The sequence below is a fragment of the Nitratireductor sp. GISD-1A_MAKvit genome (assembly GCF_040819555.1).
Classification (GTDB): Bacteria; Pseudomonadota; Alphaproteobacteria; order Rhizobiales; family Rhizobiaceae; genus Nitratireductor.
On sequence record NZ_CP161920.1, the window covers coordinates 603,543 to 621,744 of the forward strand.

Consider the following 18,202-nt stretch of genomic DNA (forward strand, 5'->3'; position numbering starts at 1 on the left):
TTCTGCGTTTTCGAGAGGAATTTGCCGTGACAGACGAGATGGACAGACAGGAAGACACGCCGGCAAGGGCACTCTCGCCGGCAGCCAGACGGGCATTGGCGGAGGCCGAAGCAAGGCGCAGGGCCCACGAGGCCAAGGCCGCCAAGGCCCCCAGGGAACTCGGTGGACGTGGTGGACACGACCCCGCCCGCTACGGGGACTGGGAAGTGAAGGGCATCGCCACCGATTTCTGATACCGGGTTGCATAGAATGACGTTGAGGAATATATTCCTTTAATGCCCATTCTGCACCCCAAACCGATTGCTGCACTCGTGCTTGCCATTCTGCTAAGCGCTCAGCCTGTCGCCTTTGCCGCCCGAAGAGAGATGATCTCCGGACCGGTGGAAGCGCGCGTCGTCCGGGTGATCGACGGCGACACGTTTGTTGCCGAGGCGCATGTCTGGCCAGGTCAGCGCATCACTGTCAGCGTGCGTATTCGCGGCGTCGATGCGCCCGAAATGCGCAGCCGCTGTGCGGCCGAAAAAGCGGCAGCACGCAAGGCGCGTGCGGTGCTCGACCGTCTGCTGGCGGAAGGATCCGTGTGGATCAGCGACATCAGCGGTGGGAAATATTACGGGCGCGTGCTTGCCGATGTGACGACGGAGCCGGGCGGGGATGTGGCTTCGCGCCTGCTCGATGCCCGGCTGGTTGCGGCCTATGGCGGTGGGCGGCGCGTTTCGTTTGTGTGTTGAGGGTGGCGTGATTTTCTGATGCGTCGGCGCTCGCCCCTCATCCTCACCTTCTCCCCGTGCACGGGGAGAAGGGGCTTTAAAGTCAGTGCCTTCCCATTGGATAGCCCTGTGTCACCCGGTGCACAAAGGACGTGATGCAACGTTGGGCTGACCGAAAGCCGGATTTCCGTTTTTGGGTCCGATGCTCGAGATTGGCGTCCTTCTCCCCGCAGGCCGGGAGAAGGTCCCGGCAGGGGGATGAGGGGCCAGTGCTTTCTTTTCAAACACGCAACCCGCGCTCAAAAACAAAAGGCCGTTCCCGAAGGAACGGCCCCGTGTTTTCGAATTCTCACGCGGTCATGGCTGGTCTGCGGTGGCAGTCCATCCGCGCTTCATGCGCTTCAGCGGGAAGACTGCTCCCCGCGAAGGCAATCCATCGAGACCACGCTTGAACGGAAATCACTCGACATTGGATCACCTCCTTTCGGTTCGTTGACGACACCACCAATGTGGAGGCGATGACGCCGTCCTGCAAGAGGCAAGCTGGAAACGCCGCGCTGGCCGCGCGGCGCTCCGGGATCCTCAGCACTTTCTGTTCTGGCGGTTATCCACCAGATCGTCGACCACGGCCGGATCGGCGAGGGTCGAGGTGTCACCGAGCGCGCCGTAATCATCCTCGGCGATCTTGCGCAGAATGCGGCGCATGATCTTGCCCGAGCGCGTCTTGGGCAGGCCGGGGGCGAACTGGATCTTGTCAGGCGAGGCAATCGGGCCGATCTCGCTGCGCACATGGGCGACAAGCTCTTTTTTCAGTTCGTCGGAACCTTCTTCGCCGGCCATGAGTGTCACGTAGCAGTAGATGCCCTGACCCTTCACATCATGCGGGTAGCCGACAACGGCGGCTTCGGACACCTTGTCGTGGCTCACAAGCGCGGATTCCACTTCCGCCGTGCCCATGCGGTGACCCGACACGTTGATGACATCATCCACGCGGCCGGTGATCCAGTAATAGCCGTCCTCGTCGCGGCGGCAGCCATCGCCGGTGAAATACTTGCCCTTGTAGGTGGAGAAGTAGGTCTGGATGAAGCGCTCATGATCGCCATAGACGGAGCGCATCTGCCCCGGCCAGGAATCGGTGATGCACAGATTGCCGCTGGTGGCACCTTCCAGAACCTGTCCCTCGCCATCGACGAGCTGTGGCTGGACGCCGAAGAACGGGCGTGTTGCCGAGCCGGCCTTGAGGTCCGTGGCACCGGGCAGCGGCGTGATGAGAATACCGCCGGTTTCGGTCTGCCACCATGTGTCGACGATGGGTGATTTCTGGTCGCCGACGACGTTGTAGTACCATTCCCAGGCTTCTGGATTGATGGGCTCGCCGACGGAGCCGAGAATGCGTAAGGATGAGCGCGAGGCGCGCTTGACGAAATCGTCGCCGGCACCCATCAGGGCGCGGATCGCGGTGGGGGCGGTGTAGAAGATGTTGACGTTGTGCTTGTCGACCACCTGCCAGAAGCGCGACGCGTCCGGATAGTTCGGTACGCCCTCGAACATCAGCGTGATGGCGCCATTGGCGAGCGGGCCATAGACGATGTAGCTGTGACCGGTCACCCAGCCCACATCGGCCGTGCACCAGTAGATGTCGCCGTCATGATAGTCGAAGACATATTCATGGGTCATCGCGGCGTAGACGAGATAGCCGCCAGTGGTGTGCAGCACACCCTTCGGCTTGCCGGTGGAGCCTGACGTGTAGAGGATGAACAGTGGATCCTCCGCATTCATCTCTTCAGGTTTGCACTCGGGCTCGGCGCTGGCTGTTTCCTCGTGATACCAGAGATCGCGACCCTCGGACCAGTCGATCTTGCCGGCAGTGCGCTGGACGACGAGAACATGACGCACTTTTGCGCCCGCCTTTTCGGCCAGTGCGATGGCCTTGTCGGTGTTTTCCTTCAGTGGGATTTTCTTGCCGCCCCGCACGCCTTCATCTGCGGTGATGACGAAATCGGACTGACAGTCCTCGATGCGGCCGGCGAGCGAATCGGGAGAGAAGCCGCCGAACACGACCGAGTGCACTGCGCCGATACGCGCACACGCCAGCATCGCATAGCTCGCCTCGGGGATCATCGGCATGTAGATGGTGACACGGTCGCCCTTCTTGACGCCGCGTGATTTCAGAACATTGGCGAGCCGGCAAACCCGTTCATAGAGCTCGTTATAGGTGATCTTCTGATCTTCATCAGGGTTGTCACCCTCCCAGATGATGGCAGTCTGGTTTCCGCGCTTTTCGAGGTGTCGATCGATGCAATTATAGGCGACGTTTGTCACGCCGTCCTCGAACCATTTGATCGAGACGTCGCCCTCGAACGATGTGTTCTTGACCTTCGTATAGGGCTTGAACCAGTCGATGCGCTTGCCGTGCTCTTCCCAGAATTTTTCCGGATCCGTGACGCTGTCCTGGTACCATTTGAGATACGTCTCATTGTCGATGAGCGCGTCTTTTTTCCACGCGGGTTTAACGCGGTGAACATGCACTTCGGACATTTTTCCTCCTCCGGATATGCGCTTGCTGGGACTGGAACTGCGCGTTCGCACGCAGGGGCCGCTAGCTCGCGCGCATTATTACCATTCTGCCTTCAGCTACAACATTAGACATTTGGTGGCAGGGGATGAGACAGGGAAAATGCATGTGCCAGGCGCGTTAGCACCGATGTTGGGCGGCTGCTAACAAATTGTATTTGCACGATAAATTTACGCAAATGTGACCGTGATCGGCTGGACGAAAAAACACTTTAGCCGCACAATTTTCCAATCCGGAACATGATTCGGAAAGGAAGCAGATGCAACAAACGGGCGAAATGGAGCTGATGCTCCGGGGCTATGGGCTGACTACGGCGGAGTTTCTTTATCACCTGCCTGATCACCCCACCATTCTGCAGAGTTTTCTTTGGCAGCACTATGACACTGCGCCTGAGTTTCCGGCGCTATACCGCTTCATCGATTTCTGGAACGAGTCCCTCGATGGCCCGCTCCACTCGGTTACCTACACGCACCGCAAGCTGATTTCGCCCAGCGAATGGCGCAGCGTGGCCGGAGAGCTTGTTCTGCACTGATGCCTGTTGGGGCATGGCGCATCAGCGTGCGCCGAAGATCGCGGATCCGACGCGCACGCTGGTCGCTCCGAAGGCAATGGCTGTCTCGTAATCGCCTGACATGCCCATCGAGCATTTTTCTACGCCGGCTTCGGCCGCGAGCTTCTTCAGAAGCGCAAAATGCGGGCCGGGGTTTTCGTCGAGCGGCGGAATGCACATCAGCCCTTCGATGGCGAGGCCATATTCCTCGCGGCAATGCCTGACGAAGGTGACGGCCTGACGCGGGTCGATGCCGGCTTTCTGTTCTTCAAGGCCGGTGTTGACCTGGACATAAAGACGCGGGTGCCGATCCTGCTTTTTCATCTCTGTCGAAAGTGCCCGGGCGATCTTTTCCCGGTCGACGCTCTCGATCACATCGAACAGGGCGACGGCATCGGCGGCCTTGTTGGACTGCAGCGGGGCCGATGAGGCGCAGCTCGGTATCGGGGAAGGCTTCCTTCAGCGCGGGCCATTTGCCCTGGGCTTCCTGGACGCGGTTTTCGCCGAACACACGCTGGCCCGCCTCGATGACCGGGCGGATCTGATCTGCATCGAACGTCTTGGAAACGGCGACCAGCGTGACGGGCTCGCCTGAGCGTCCGGCAGCTTTTTCCGCGGCTGCGATCTTTGCTTTGACATCCTGCAGGTTCTCGACGGCGTGGCTCATCGGTTCGCTGATCCCTCTTCCAAAAAAGCCTCTTGGAGTTGACGCTTCGGCGAAACCATGGTGAAGGTCCGCTAACATCATTTCCGCTTCTTATCTTGTGAAAATCCGGCCATGGCAACCGAACGTTACAATCCCCGTGTCGCAGAACCCCGTTGGCAGAAAGCCTGGGACGAGGCAAAGCTGTTCGAGGCCAGCAATGACGACGGGCGGCCGAAATACTACGTGCTCGAGATGTTTCCCTATCCGTCCGGGCGCATTCACATCGGTCACACGCGCAATTATACGATGGGCGACGTGGTGGCGCGCTACAAGCGCGCCAGGGGCTACAATGTTCTGCACCCGATGGGCTGGGACGCCTTCGGCATGCCGGCGGAAAACGCGGCGATGCAGAACAAGGTGCACCCCAAGGAGTGGACCTATCAGAACATCGCGGTGATGCGCGATCAGCTGAAGACCTTCGGCCTGTCGCTCGACTGGAGCCGCGAGTTCGCCACCTGCGACGTGGACTATTACCATCGCCAGCAGATGCTGTTTGTCGACTTCTTCGAGAAGGGGCTGGTGACGCGCAAGACCTCCAAGGTCAACTGGGACCCGGTGGATCAGACCGTGCTTGCCAATGAGCAGGTGATCGACGGTCGCGGCTGGCGCTCTGGCGCGGAAGTGGAGCAGCGCGAACTGGCGCAGTGGTTCTTCAAGATCACCGATTACGCGCAGGATCTGGTCGATGCCATCGACGATCTCGACCAGTGGCCGGAAAAGGTGCGCCTGATGCAGCGCAACTGGATCGGCCGTTCGGAAGGCATGCTGATCCGCTGGGCGCTGACGGAAGAGAGCGCGCCCGGGGGCACGAACGAGGGCACGAACGAGCTGGAGGTCTATACGACCCGGCCCGACACGCTGTTTGGTGCGTCCTTCATGGCGATTGCCGCCGATCATCCGCTGGCGAAGACGCTCGCCGCCGACAATGCGGAGCTTGCCGCATTCTGCGAAGAGTGCCGCCGCATGGGTACTTCGGCTGCGGCGCTGGAGACGGCTGAGAAGAAGGGTTTCGACACGGGCGTGCGCGTGCGCCATCCCTTCGATCCGGAATGGACTCTGCCGGTCTATGTCGCCAATTTCGTGCTGATGGATTATGGCACGGGCGCGATATTCGGCTGCCCTTCGGGCGATCAGCGCGACCTCGATTTCGCCAACAAATACGGTCTTCCGGTGACGCCGGTGGTGATGCCGGAGGGCGCGGATGCCGCGACCTTCCAGATCACCGAAGAGGGCCCTATACGGATGATGGCGTGATGATCAATTCGCGCTTCCTCGACGGCATGAAGCCGAAGGCGGCGTTCGAAGAGGTGGCAAAGCGCCTTTCCTCGGAGACGATCAATGGACGTCCGGTGGGCGAGCGCAAGGTGAATTTCCGCCTGCGCGACTGGGGTGTTTCGCGCCAGCGCTACTGGGGCTGTCCGATCCCGATGATCCACTGCGACGATTGCGGTGTGGTGCCGGTGCCGAAGGCCGACCTGCCGGTCAAGCTGCCCGACGACATCGATTTCGAAAAGCCGGGCAATCCGCTTGACCGCCATGCGACCTGGAAGCATGTGAAATGCCCGAAATGCGGCAGCGATGCGCGGCGTGAGACCGACACGATGGACACGTTTGTCGACTCGTCCTGGTATTTCGCCCGCTTCACCGCACCGTGGGAGAACGACCCGACCGATCCGAAGGCCGCCAATGACTGGCTGCCGGTCGACCAGTATATCGGCGGCATCGAACATGCGATCCTGCACCTGCTCTATTCGCGTTTCTTCGCTCGCGCCATGAGCGCGACGGGGCATCTGGATGTGGCTGAGCCCTTCAAGGGCCTGTTCACGCAGGGCATGGTGGTGCACGAGACCTATCGCGCCGAAGATGGCAGGTGGCTGGCCCCGAACGAGGTGGAACTCTCCGGCTCGGGCGATGGCCGCAAGGCGGTGGAGATTGCGACGGGCAAGCCCGCAACCATCGGCTCGCTGGAAAAGATGTCGAAGTCGAAGAAGAACACGGTGAGCCCGGAGGACATCATCGAGTCCTTCGGTGCCGATACGGCGCGCTGGTTCATGCTTTCGGATTCCCCGCCGGAGCGCGATGTGGAATGGACGGACGATGGCGCGACGGGTGCGCACCGGTTCGTGCAGCGTGTGTGGCGCCTGGTGTCGGAAACCGCCGAGCATGTGCGCGGTGTGGCGCCAAAAGCGGCGCATGACGGCTCGGGGGTTGCGGCCTCCAAGGCGGCGCACAAGGCGCTGAAGGCCGTGGGTGAGGACATCGAGAAGCTGGCCTTCAACCGCGCGATTGCCCGCATTCACCAGCTCGTCAACGACCTTCAGGAGCCGCTCTCGGCGCTGGGTGGTGCCGATGATGCGGCCAGGGGCGCAGCGCGCGAGGCCGTCGATATCCTGATCCATCTGGTCGCGCCCTTCATGCCGCATCTGGCCGAAGAGTGCTGGTCAGCGATCGGCGGCGAGGGGATGGTGGCCGCCAGTGCCTGGCCGGAGTTCGATCCCGCACTTGTCGTGGACAATGAGATTGTTCTGCCGGTGCAGATCAACGGCAAGAAGCGTGGTGATTTGACAATTGCGCGCGACGCAGATCAATCTGCCGTCAAAGACGCGGTGCTCCAGCTGGACTTTGTCCAGAAGGCGCTAAACGGTTCTGAGCCGCGCAAGGTGATTGTCGTTCCGCAGCGCATCGTCAACATTGTTGCATGATGCTGCGGGACCCGGATTGATGCTGTTTGCAAAGCAGGGGGAAAGCTTGAACCCGACGTTTCGCGTTTCGATGCTGGCCGGTCTGGCGCTGGCTTTAATAGCGGCGTCCGGCTGCACGGTGCGCCCTCTCATGGCCACGCCGGATGCAAATTCCAGCGGCATCGCCACATCGACGGACCTTTCGTCGATCACGATTTCACCGGTTGATACGCGTTATGGACAGGAAGTCCGTAACCATCTGATTTTCCTTCTCAATGGCGGGTCCGGCCAGCCTGCGAACGCGCGATACACGCTGGATCTCTCCGTTACCCGGTCGAGCTCGGCGGCGGCACGCGTGCAGGTGCGCACCGACAACGAACCCACCTCCAGCCTGCTGACCATGTCAGCGAAATACACACTCAAGGACGCCAGCACCGGTGCAGTCGTCGCGTCCGGAACGCGGCAGATTTCGTCTGTCTATGACGTGCCGCGACAGGAGTTCGCAGCCCTGCGGGCCAAGCGCGATGCCGAAAACCGGGCTGCACGCGAGCTTGCCGAGCAGTTGCGTCTCGCACTGGGGCAGGACCTTGTGCGCGCCGGTCCGGGTTCATAGGGTTCGGCTGTCTGCCCTGCGGCGATGTCAACGCAAATGCGCAGTCCCATCTTGCGTTCGTGTCATTGCGTCGTCACAGTATTCGGTGAAACAGCCTGTGAGGCGTGATCTCTGAATGTTGCGCTATTTCCGTGGAAGCTCATCTTCCGGCAAGACGAAGGAGCGGAATGACGGTGAGGACCAGAACCGAAATGCTGCAGGGGGCACTTCGTCCATGGCTCTGCACACGACGCTGACTTCAGTCGCTGCGGTTCTTGGCAACCGTGTTCTGGGCCGGGATGTCCACGCGCCAGACTCGCCGCACGTGGTCGACCAGCTGATTGCCGAACGCACCACGCATCTTTCGCAGAACATGCTGTGGCCGTTGGCCCAGCCCTTTCTCTATCGCTTCCTTCATTACCGGCAGGCCGTGGTGATGGCCGACGAGGTTGCCGATTTATCGGGCTGGGATGCATTCGCCTATATCAGTCGTCTACTCTCGCTGGAAATCTCGGCGAGCGGAGTTGAGAACATTCCGGCTTCGGGTGGTTTCATTCTGGCGCCGAATCACCCGACGGGCATTGCCGATGGCATTGCCGTCTACGACATGATGAAATCGGCCCCGGCCGGACATGGCGTTTTTTGCCAATCGTGACGCGCTGCGTGTCAACACGCGTTTCCGCGATCTGATCATTCCGGTGGAATGGCGCGCTGGCGAAAAATCCCACGCCAAAAGCCGCGATACGCTGGAAATGACGGCCAAGGCATTCAATTCCGGCAAGGCCATCGTGCTGTTTCCATCAGGCCGGATCGCTTACTGGAACAGGGACAAGCTGACCGAACGTCCGTGGCAGCCATCCGTGGTGGCGCTGGCGCGGCGTTATCAGGTTCCCGTCGTGCCGATGAACATGACGGCGCGCAATTCGGGCCTGTTCTATCTTCTCTCGCGCTATTCCACCGAACTGCGCGACATGACGCTTTTTCATGAGCTTCTGAACAAGAAGGGGCGTGCGATCAACATGGTGATCGGCAAGCCGATCATGCCTGAAGCCCTTGCGGAAGGCGAACCGGCAGATGTGGCCGCGCGTCTCCAGGAGCATACGGTGGAGAGGCTGCGCGCGGATCCGGAGGCGATCTTCGCAATGTAGCGGCGCATATGCCGATTGGCGTGCGACGGTAGAAATCAGTTTTGGGAGAAGAAGGGTGTGCCTGCTGTTGACGCTGGTGCTCGCCCTTCATCCTGACCTTCTCCCCGCAGGCGGGGAGAAGGGGCTTCGATGCTGGCGGTGTTTCTGCACCGGTGTTCTGGCTGCGAGACGCCTCAGCCGATCTTCTGACCGGTCTTTGCCCAGTCGGCGAGGAAGGCTTCAAGGCCCTTGTCGGTGAGCGGGTGCTTGACCAGTGCCTTCAAAACGGACGGCGGCACGGTTGCCACGTCGGAGCCGATCAGGGCGGCCTGCTTCACGTGGTTTATCGTGCGGATCGATGCTGCGAGGATCTCGGTGCCAAAGTCGTAATTGTCGTAGATGGTGCGGATTTCGGCGATCAGATCCATGCCATCAATGCCCATGTCGTCGAGACGGCCGATGAAGGGCGAGATGAAGGTTGCGCCGGCTTTGGCGGCAAGCAGCGCCTGGTTGGCCGAGAAGCACAGCGTGACGTTGACGAGGCGGCCTGAAGAGGTGATCGCCTTGCACGCACGCAGACCGTCCATGGTGAGCGGGACCTTGATGCAGATGTTGTCGGCGATCTTGGAGAGAACCTCTGCCTCTTTCATCATGCCTTCGAAATCGGTTGCGGTCACTTCCGCGGAGACCGGGCCGTCGACGATGTCACAGATTTCCTTTGTCACTTCCATGATGTCGCGACCCGACTTCATGATGAGCGACGGATTGGTGGTGACACCATCGAGCAGGCCGGTATCGCTCAACTCGCGGATTTCATTGACGTCGGCGGTGTCGACGAAGAACTTCATGGCAAACTCCTTAGGCAGTCCGAAGGCGGGAATTGAGAGGAAGCTGTCACCTCCTCCATATGTTCGGTCTTTGCTCTAATGCAAGAACAGGGCAAGGTCACGCCCGATGACAAAAGATTCGCCAATGAGCACCGTCGTGCCGGTCATGGTTCCGATGCCGGCCGAGCGCCCCTACTCCTATGCCGTGCCGGAGGGCATGCGCGTGGAGCCGGGCTCCATCGTACGGGTCCCGCTGGGGCCGCGCGAGGTTGCGGGGATTGTCTGGGACGGGCCGGGAGAAGCGGTGGCGGCGAAAAGACTTCGGTCGATTGTCGAGGTTTTTGACTGCCCGCCGATCCCCGAAGAGATGCGCCGATTCGTCGACTGGGTGGCAAGCTACACGCTCTCGCCGCCGGGCATGGTGGCGCGCATGCTTCTGCGCGCGCCGGCGGCCTTCGATCCCGAACCTCCGACCGAGGGGCTGCGGCTCGTGGAGGGGACGGGCCCCGACCGGCTGACGGCAGCGCGCGAACGGGTGATGGAGATGGCCGCCGACGGCCAGGCCTGGACGAAGGCCGGTCTTGCTCATGCGGCCGGCGTCTCATCCAGCGTGATCGAAGGGTTGCGCACACAGGGCGTGTTCGAGACGGTTTCGATCCCGCCGCGTCCTCTTGTGGCCGCGCCCGATCCGACATTCGGGCGCGCAACGCTGAGCGATGGTCAGGCGGAAGCGGCGGATCGTCTGCGGGAAAAGGCCGGCACCGACGAATTCAGCGTGACCCTGATCGATGGCGTGACGGGCTCGGGCAAGACAGAAGTCTATTTCGAGGCTGTGGCGGCCGCGCTGGAACGCGGCAAACAGGTGTTGATTCTCATTCCCGAGATCGCCCTCACACAGGCATTTCTCGAACGTTTCCATGATCGGTTTGGCGCAAAGCCTGCCGAATGGCACTCCGACCTTGCGCCGAAAAAGCGCGAGCGGGTCTGGCGGCAGGTGGCGGAGGGGCAGTTGCGCGTGGTGGCCGGTGCGCGCTCGGCGCTGTTCCTGCCGTTTCGCGAACTTGGCCTGATCGTGATCGACGAGGAGCACGACCCTGCCTACAAGCAGGAAGACCGGGTCTTCTACAATGCGCGCGACATGGGTGTGGTGCGCGGGCATATCGGCGGTTTCCCGGTGGTGCTGGCTTCGGCAACCCCGTCGCTGGAAAGCCGGGTCAATGCCAATCAGGGGCGTTATGAGCGGATTTTGCTTTCCTCGCGTTTTGCCGATGCGGCGCTGCCCGACCTTGCGACCATCGATATGCGCAAGGCAGCGCCCGAACGCGGCGGGTTTCTTTCTCCGGTTCTGATCGAGGAAATGAAGAAGACGCTGGCGCGGGGCGAGCAGTCGCTTCTGTTTCTCAATCGGCGCGGCTATGCGCCGCTCACGCTGTGCCGCGTGTGCGGACACCGTTTCCAGTGCCCGGATTGTTCAAGCTGGCTGGTGGAGCACCGCTTTCGCCGGCAGCTTGTGTGCCATCATTGCGGATACAATGAGCCGCGCCCGGAAGCATGCCCCGAATGCGGCACGCTTGATCATCTGGTGGCCTGTGGGCCGGGCGTGGAGCGAATCACCGAGGAGGTGGACCAGCTTTTCCCCGATGCGCGCACGATCATGCTCTCCTCCGACATGATGGGGGGCGTGAAGCGGCTGCGGCTGGAACTGGAGGCCATTGCCAAAGGCGAAGCCGACATCATCATCGGTACGCAGCTTGTGGCCAAGGGGCACAATTTTCCCGGCATGACGCTGGTGGGTGTGATCGACGCGGATCTCGGCCTTGCCAATGGCGATCCGCGCGCGGCCGAGCGCACCTTTCAGCTTCTGGCGCAGGTGACGGGCCGCGCCGGCCGCACGGGGCGCAAGAGTCTCGGCCTGTTGCAGACCTATCAGCCCGAGCACCCGGTGATGCGGGCCATCGTGACGGGAGACGCGGAGGCGTTCTACGAGCGCGAGACCGCCGAGCGCGAGCGGGCGGGACTGCCGCCCTTCGGGCGTCTGGCGGGCATCATCGTGAGTGCGGCCACGCGCCAGGAGGCGGAAAGCCATGCTCGAGGGCTGCGACAGGCAGCACCCCGCGCCGATGAGGTGGATGTGCTCGGCCCTGCCGAAGCGCCGCTGGCGGTGGTTGCCGGGCGGCATCGGTTCCGTCTTCTGGTGCACGGAACGCGCCGCGCCGACATTCAGGGTTTTCTGCGGGACATGATCAAGGCGGGGCCGAGGCCACGCGGCTCGGTGCGGGTTCAGGTGGACATCGATCCGCAGAGTTTTCTGTGACGAGTTGCCTGTGAAGTGCGGCTTACGCTGCTGCCGGGCTTTGCTTCGCACGGTCCATTCTCAGGACAATGCTTTCGGGCAGATAGTAGCCGTTGAGCATATTCGCGGAAAAATGAACCTCACTTATGCCCGAAACCCTGATCGTCTTGCGCATGCTCTGGATTGCGGGATGCTCTTCGTGCACGAATTCGGTTGAGCTGGCATCCAGGCCCGTCAGATATTCGCTCGCTCCGATGGTTTCGGCCACGATCTGATAAAAGGCTCTCTTGTTCTTCATCGATCGGTCTGGAACGATCCAGAGCTTCCAGCGATCATTATCCGGAGAATGTACCCACAGCGCAGCCTGCGGCTTTACCGGAGTGGCGTCCAGAAGCTCGACGAGCTTCTGACCCTTCGTCACCAGAAACGTGTGATCCATTTGAGAACTCCGCTTTCGGGATGCTCCACCGCTTCAATCAGTGTTTGAGCCTCAGCGTGAGTATAAGCTCTGTAGCGTGCATCGGGAAGCCATTCGCGGACAATCGCCCAACTTGCGGAAAATGCCGGGTCGGCCTCAAGCTCGCTTTTGAGTTCAAGCGAGAGCCCTGCCAGCCCTACCAGGGTGGGAAAATCATGAGAATAGACATTTCTGACGAGAGCTTTCTCCGGAAGCGTTTGGGAGATGAACTGCTGAACGATACAAGCCTTGAGTGCCAGTTCCACGGCATATCCGCACAGGTAGTACGCGCTCGAGGTGCGTTTGTGCGCGAAGAGGATCTTGGCGTCGTCCAGCTTCGAATGAGCGGCCATCCGCAATTCATCTCGATTCAACGGCCGGTCTCCTCCCGCAAGACATTCGTCTGCGAAATGCACTCTATGGTAGAAAATTGTTTGAAGTCCAGAATCATATTATCGGACGCATTCGACAATTTTCGATCAGGGGCACAAAAATGACCTTCTCCTTCCCATGGCCGGTGACGCAGGGCGAATGGCTGGCGTGGACGGCGGCGGCGGTGACGATATTCATCGGTCTGTTCGTCATGTTCATGCCGCGGCTGGCGCTGAAGCTTTTTCGGCTGCAGCCGGCTGTCGAGCGCACCGAGATGCTGGTCGTGCCGCGCGCCATCATTGGCGGATTTTACATCGGCTTCGGACTGGCGGCGATGATGCTGGCGCAGCCCTTCATCTATCTGGCGCTCGGGGCGGCCTGGGCGGTGTCGGCGTTCGGTTGCCTGATCTCCATGCTTTCCGACGGGGCGAAGGCGCTTTACAGTTGGCTGTTCCTGGTCCTGTCGCTCGTTCTGGCGGCGTTGCCGCTCGCCTTCGTGATGGGATTCGTCGCCTGACGGACCAAAATTGCGTCGAAACTGCGACAATGCAGCCGGTTTGCGGATGGCCATGCGTGTTGCGACTCTCGGAAGCCTGTGCTAGACGGCAATCGGCTTTCAGCAGAAGGGCGTGCTTTATGTCTTTTTGCGAGGGGAAAAATTCAATCAGGTCAAAGATTTAGCCCGAGCCCGGTGCTCTAGCAAAAATCTTGCGGCCTTCTATGTGTGAGAGATGACCATCCCGTGGCACAATCTGGCTCCATGATTTCCGGAATGGCAGGGCGCTACGCTGGTTCGCTTTTCGAACTGGCGAAGGAAGCCAAGGCGATTTCCACAGTCGAAGCCGATCTCGACCGTTTCGAGACACTTCTTGACGGCAGTGATGATCTTCAGCGCCTGGTCAAGAGCCCGGTTTTTTCGGCTGACGATCAGCTCAAGGCGGTCAGTGCGGTGCTCGACAAGGCCAAGATCACGGGGCTGGTCGGCAATTTCCTTCGTGTCGTTGCGAAGAATCGGCGTCTGTTTGCCGTGCCGCAAATGATCCGTGCTTTCCGACAGATCGCTGCAGAAGACCGCGGCGAGACGACGGCAGACGTGATCTCTGCGCATGCGCTCAACGCGACGCAGGAGAAGGAACTGAAGGCCGCGCTCAAGGCAGTGGCTGGCAAGGACGTTTCAATCAACGTTTCCGTTGATCCCTCCATTCTCGGCGGGCTGGTGGTCAAGATGGGCTCGCGCCAGATCGACACATCGCTCAAAACCAAACTCAATTCGCTCAAGCTTGCACTGAAAGAGGTCGGCTGATGGACATCCGTGCGGCGGAAATTTCCGCAATTCTGAAGGATCAGATTAAGAACTTCGGCAAGGAAGCCGAAGTTTCAGAAGTTGGCCAGGTGCTCTCCGTGGGCGACGGCATTGCCCGCGTCTACGGTCTGGACAATGTCCAGGCCGGTGAGATGGTGGAGTTCCCCGGCGGCATCCGCGGCATGGCGCTGAACCTCGAAGTCGACAATGTCGGCGTCGTTATCTTCGGTAGCGACCGTGACATTAAAGAAGGCGATACGGTGAAGCGCACCGGCGCCATCGTGGACGTTCCGGTCGGCCCGGAGCTGCTTGGCCGCGTTGTTGACGCGCTTGGCAACCCGATTGACGGCAAGGGCCCGATCAAGGCCAAGAAGCGCGCACGCGTCGACGTGAAGGCGCCGGGCATCATTCCCCGCAAGTCGGTTCACGAGCCGATGTCCACGGGTCTGAAGTCCGTTGACGCGCTGATCCCGATCGGTCGTGGCCAGCGCGAGCTGATCATTGGCGACCGCCAGACCGGCAAGACCGCCATCGTTCTCGACACCTTCCTCAACCAGAAGCCGCTCAACGACGGTGACGACGAGAGCCAGAAGCTCTACTGCGTCTATGTCGCCGTTGGCCAGAAGCGCTCCACGGTTGCACAGCTCGTGAAGGTTCTGGAAGAGCGCGGCGCTCTCGAATATTCGATCATCGTCGCCGCAACCGCTTCCGACGCCGCTCCGATGCAGTTCCTGGCACCGTTTGCCGGCTGCGCGATGGGCGAGTATTTTCGCGACAATGGCAAGCATGCCGTGATCGCCTATGACGATCTGTCCAAGCAGGCCGTTGCCTACCGTCAGATGTCGCTCCTGCTGCGCCGCCCGCCGGGCCGTGAAGCTTATCCGGGTGACGTTTTCTACCTGCACTCCCGCCTGCTCGAGCGCGCGGCGAAGATGAACGACGAGCAGGGCTCCGGCTCGCTCACGGCTCTGCCGGTCATCGAGACGCAGGCCAACGACGTGTCGGCCTACATTCCGACCAACGTGATCTCGATCACCGACGGTCAGATCTTCCTCGAGACCAACCTGTTCTTCCAGGGCATCCGCCCGGCCGTGAACGTGGGTCTGTCGGTGTCGCGCGTTGGCTCGGCAGCCCAGATCAAGGCCATGAAGCAGGTTGCCGGCTCCATTAAGGGTGAGCTCGCCCAGTACCGTGAAATGGCTGCGTTCGCGCAGTTCGGTTCTGACCTCGACGCTTCGACCCAGCGCCTGCTCAACCGCGGTGCACGCCTGACCGAGCTCCTGAAGCAGCCGCAGTTCTCGCCGCTGAAGACGGAAGAGCAGGTTGCCGTGATCTTCGCTGGTGTGAACGGCTATCTCGACAAGCTGCCGCTTGCCGACGTCACCCGTTTCGAGCAGGGCCTGCTTTCGCACATGCGTGCGGATGGCAAGGACGTGCTGGAAGCGATCCGCAAGGAAAAGGCGCTTTCCGACGATCTGCGCGAGAAGCTCAAGGCACAGATCGACGCATTCGCCAAGAACTTCGCCTGAGGCTGACCGAGCATGGCTTCCCTCAAGGAACTTCGCAACCGGATCGCCTCGGTCAAGGCGACGCAGAAAATCACCAAGGCGATGCAGATGGTCGCCGCGGCGAAACTGAAGCGCGCCCAGGAGGCGGCCGAGGCTGCGCGGCCCTATGCCGAACGCATGGGGGCCGTGCTCGCAAACATTGCCGGCGCCGTATCGGGAACCGATGCGCCGCCGCTGATGGCCGGTACCGGCAAGGACGACGTGCATCTTCTGGTGGTTGCCACGGCCGAACGCGGCCTTTGTGGCGGCTTCAACAGCCAGATCGCCAAGAAGGCGCGTGAGCACATCCGTGCACTGCTGCGCGACGGCAAGACGGTGAAGGTGCTTTGCGTCGGCAAGAAGGGCTTCGACATTCTTCGCCGCGACCATGGCGACCTGATCATCGACCGGGTTGATCTGCGTGACGTGAAGAAGATCGGCTTCGAGAACGCCAATGGCATCGCCCGTCAGGTGATCGGCATGTTCGAGAAGGGCGAGTTCGACGTCTGTACGCTGTTCTATTCCGAGTTCCAGTCGGTGATGTCGCAGGTGCCGACTGCTCAGCAGATCATCCCTGCCGCTGTTCCCGCCGACGCGGCTGGGGAAGGCGCGGATGCGGTCTACGAATACGAGCCGGATGCGCCGTCGATTCTCGCCGACCTGATCCCGCGCAACATCGCGGTGCAGATTTTCCGCGCGCTCCTTGAGAACGCGGCCGGTGAGATGGGCGCGAAGATGACCGCCATGGACAGCGCGACACGCAACGCAGGCGAGATGATCGACAAGCTTTCGATCACCTACAACCGCCAGCGCCAGGCGCAGATCACCAAGGAACTGATCGAAATCATTTCGGGCGCGGAAGCGCTCTAACGGACCGAAGAGGTTAAACGAACATGGCCAAAGCAGCGACCCCGAAGACGGCGTCCGCGACTGCCGCAAAAAAGGCGGCTCCGGCGCGCAAGGCGGCTTCAACCCGCAGCACCGCAAAGAAGGCATCCGGCGCAGTCGGCACGATCCGTCAGGTTATCGGTGCCGTTGTCGACGTGCAGTTCGAGGATCACCTGCCGGCGATTCTGAACGCGCTGGAAACCGACAACCAGGGCAACCGCCTCGTGCTCGAGGTGGCGCAGCATCTGGGCGAAAACACCGTTCGCTGCATCGCGATGGATTCCACCGAAGGTCTCGTCCGCGGCATGGAAGTGCGCGACGCAGGCAACCCGATTGCCGTGCCGGTTGGTGAGGCCACGCTCGGTCGCATCATGAACGTGGTCGGTGAAGCGATTGACGAAGCCGGTCCGGTCAAGGGTGAAGGTACGCGCGCTATCCACCAGCCTGCTCCCGACTATGTGGATCAGTCCACCGAAGCCGAGATCCTCGTTACGGGCATCAAGGTCGTCGACCTGCTCGCGCCCTACGCCAAGGGCGGCAAGATCGGCCCTGTTCGGCGGCGCTGGCGTTGGCAAAACCGTTCTCATTCAGGAACTGATCAACAACGTCGCCAAGGCGCATGGTGGCTACTCGGTTTTCGCCGGTGTTGGTGAGCGTACCCGTGAGGGCAACGATCTCTACCACGAGATGATCGAATCCGGCGTGAACCAGGACCCGGCCAAGAACAACGGCTCGACCGAAGGTTCCAAATGCGCCCTCGTGTTCGGCCAGATGAACGAGCCGCCCGGCGCCCGCGCCCGTGTCGCCCTGACCGGTCTGACGGTCGCCGAGCACTTCCGCGACAAGGGCCAGGACGTTCTGTTCTTCGTCGACAACATCTTCCGCTTCACGCAGGCGGGTTCCGAGGTTTCGGCGCTTCTCGGCCGCATTCCTTCGGCTGTGGGTTATCAGCCGACGCTGGCGACCGACATGGGCGCTCTGCAGGAACGCATCACCACCACCACCAAGGGCTCGATCACCTCGGTGCAGGCGATTTACGTGCCTGCCGACGATCTGACCGATCCGGCTCCGGCAACCTCGTTCGCCCACCTGGACGCAACGACCGTGTTGAACCGCGCCATCTCCGAGAAGGGCATTTACCCGGCTGTGGATCCGCTGGACTCCACCTCGCGCATGCTCGACCCGATGATCGTTGGTGAAGAGCATTACCAGGTGGCGCGTCAGGTGCAGGAGATTCTCCAGCGCTACAAGTCGCTGCAGGACATCATCGCCATTCTCGGCATGGACGAGCTTTCCGAAGAGGACAAGCTCACGGTTGCCCGCGCACGCAAGATCGAGCGCTTCCTGTCGCAGCCCTTCCACGTGGCTGAGGTGTTCACCGGCGCGCCGGGTCTGTTCGTGGATCTCGAAGACACGATCCGTTCGTTCAAGGGCCTTTGCGAGGGTGAGTACGATCACCTGCCGGAAGCAGCCTTCTACATGGTCGGCACCATTGAGGATGCCGTCGAGAAGGCGCAGAAGCTGGCGGCTGAAGCAGCCTGATTCACGCAATGATCGGGAGGCTCCTTCGGGGC

The 18,202-nt window shown here is 61.2% G+C and carries 15 protein-coding genes and 3 pseudogenes; 13 read left to right on the forward strand and 5 right to left on the reverse strand.

Annotation, left to right across the window (positions count from 1 at the left end; genetic code table 11):
* The first annotated feature begins 38 nt into the window (after window positions 1-38).
* Entirely contained in the window at window positions 39-233 is a 195-nt protein-coding gene (locus tag AB2N04_RS04180) for a DUF1674 domain-containing protein (RefSeq protein ID WP_367718732.1), read from the forward strand.
* 42 nt (window positions 234-275) lie between these two features.
* Window positions 276-731, forward strand: a complete 456-nt coding sequence (locus AB2N04_RS04185; RefSeq protein ID WP_367717258.1) for a thermonuclease family protein — start codon at window positions 276-278, stop codon at window positions 729-731.
* Between the two features lie 561 nt (window positions 732-1,292).
* Here the strand turns inward: AB2N04_RS04185 and acs are convergent.
* On the reverse strand, window positions 1,293-3,248 hold the full coding sequence (acs, locus tag AB2N04_RS04190; protein ID WP_367717259.1) for an acetate--CoA ligase: 1,956 nt from the start codon (window positions 3,246-3,248) through the stop codon (window positions 1,293-1,295).
* Between the two features lie 296 nt (window positions 3,249-3,544).
* On the opposite strand from acs, the gene AB2N04_RS04195 reads away from it, so the two are divergent.
* Complete coding sequence (locus AB2N04_RS04195; RefSeq protein WP_367717261.1) at window positions 3,545-3,817, forward strand: usg protein; 273 nt, start codon at window positions 3,545-3,547, stop codon at window positions 3,815-3,817.
* A 21-nt stretch (window positions 3,818-3,838) separates the two neighbouring features.
* On the opposite strand, the pseudogene AB2N04_RS04200 reads toward AB2N04_RS04195, so the two are convergent.
* Window positions 3,839-4,502, reverse strand: a pseudogene (locus AB2N04_RS04200) (YggS family pyridoxal phosphate-dependent enzyme).
* A 111-nt stretch (window positions 4,503-4,613) separates the two neighbouring features.
* Here AB2N04_RS04200 and leuS point away from each other — a divergent pair.
* The 4 genes and pseudogenes from leuS to AB2N04_RS04220 all read left to right on the forward strand — a co-directional run bounded on the left by leuS (window position 4,614) and on the right by AB2N04_RS04220 (window position 8,962).
* A pseudogene (leuS, locus tag AB2N04_RS04205) lies at window positions 4,614-7,243 on the forward strand (leucine--tRNA ligase).
* Window positions 7,244-7,289: 46 nt separating this feature from the next.
* Entirely contained in the window at window positions 7,290-7,835 is a 546-nt protein-coding gene (gene lptE, locus AB2N04_RS04210) for an LPS assembly lipoprotein LptE (protein ID WP_367717262.1), read from the forward strand.
* Between the two features lie 115 nt (window positions 7,836-7,950).
* Window positions 7,951-8,469 carry a GNAT family N-acetyltransferase gene (locus tag AB2N04_RS04215; protein ID WP_367717264.1) on the forward strand — a complete coding sequence of 173 codons (519 nt, stop codon included), beginning with the start codon at window positions 7,951-7,953 and terminating at the stop codon, window positions 8,467-8,469.
* Window positions 8,447-8,962, forward strand: a complete 516-nt coding sequence (locus AB2N04_RS04220) for a 1-acyl-sn-glycerol-3-phosphate acyltransferase (RefSeq protein ID WP_367717266.1) — start codon at window positions 8,447-8,449, stop codon at window positions 8,960-8,962. Before AB2N04_RS04215 ends, AB2N04_RS04220 begins: the two co-directional genes overlap by 23 nt.
* A gap of 173 nt (window positions 8,963-9,135) precedes the next feature.
* On the opposite strand, the gene fsa is transcribed toward AB2N04_RS04220, so the two are convergent.
* Window positions 9,136-9,789, reverse strand: a complete 654-nt coding sequence (gene fsa / locus AB2N04_RS04225) for a fructose-6-phosphate aldolase (RefSeq protein ID WP_367717267.1) — start codon at window positions 9,787-9,789, stop codon at window positions 9,136-9,138.
* Between the two features lie 124 nt (window positions 9,790-9,913).
* Between fsa and AB2N04_RS04230 the strand changes: the two genes are divergently transcribed.
* Window positions 9,914-12,082: a primosomal protein N' gene (locus AB2N04_RS04230; protein WP_367717269.1), complete on the forward strand. Its 2,169-nt coding sequence runs from the start codon at window positions 9,914-9,916 to the stop codon at window positions 12,080-12,082.
* 22 nt (window positions 12,083-12,104) lie between these two features.
* Here the strand turns inward: AB2N04_RS04230 and AB2N04_RS04235 are convergent, their stop codons facing one another.
* Both AB2N04_RS04235 and AB2N04_RS04240 read right to left on the reverse strand, forming a co-directional pair.
* Window positions 12,105-12,500 (reverse strand): hypothetical protein, encoded by a 396-nt coding sequence (locus AB2N04_RS04235; protein WP_367717271.1) that lies wholly within the window; start codon window positions 12,498-12,500, stop codon window positions 12,105-12,107.
* The gene (locus AB2N04_RS04240; RefSeq protein WP_367717272.1) at window positions 12,479-12,871 is read right to left on the reverse strand and encodes a HEPN domain-containing protein; all 393 of its coding nucleotides are present in this window, start codon (window positions 12,869-12,871) and stop codon (window positions 12,479-12,481) included. Before AB2N04_RS04240 ends, AB2N04_RS04235 begins: the two co-directional genes overlap by 22 nt.
* A 140-nt stretch (window positions 12,872-13,011) precedes the next feature.
* On the opposite strand from AB2N04_RS04240, the gene AB2N04_RS04245 reads away from it, so the two are divergent.
* The 5 genes and pseudogenes from AB2N04_RS04245 (at window position 13,012) to atpD (ending at window position 18,170) form a co-directional block, all read left to right on the forward strand.
* Window positions 13,012-13,407, forward strand: a complete 396-nt coding sequence (locus AB2N04_RS04245) for a DUF4345 domain-containing protein (RefSeq protein WP_367717274.1) — start codon at window positions 13,012-13,014, stop codon at window positions 13,405-13,407.
* A gap of 225 nt (window positions 13,408-13,632) precedes the next feature.
* Window positions 13,633-14,193: a F0F1 ATP synthase subunit delta gene (locus tag AB2N04_RS04250; RefSeq protein ID WP_367717276.1), complete on the forward strand. Its 561-nt coding sequence runs from the start codon at window positions 13,633-13,635 to the stop codon at window positions 14,191-14,193.
* The gene (gene atpA / locus AB2N04_RS04255) at window positions 14,193-15,722 is read left to right on the forward strand and encodes a F0F1 ATP synthase subunit alpha (RefSeq protein WP_367717278.1); all 1,530 of its coding nucleotides are present in this window, start codon (window positions 14,193-14,195) and stop codon (window positions 15,720-15,722) included. The genes AB2N04_RS04250 and atpA overlap by 1 nt, the downstream gene beginning before the upstream one ends.
* Window positions 15,723-15,734: 12 nt before the next feature.
* Window positions 15,735-16,610, forward strand: a complete 876-nt coding sequence (locus tag AB2N04_RS04260) for a F0F1 ATP synthase subunit gamma (protein WP_367717279.1) — start codon at window positions 15,735-15,737, stop codon at window positions 16,608-16,610.
* 23 nt (window positions 16,611-16,633) lie between these two features.
* Window positions 16,634-18,170, forward strand: a pseudogene (gene atpD, locus AB2N04_RS04265) (F0F1 ATP synthase subunit beta).
* The last annotated feature ends 32 nt before the right edge of the window (window positions 18,171-18,202 follow it).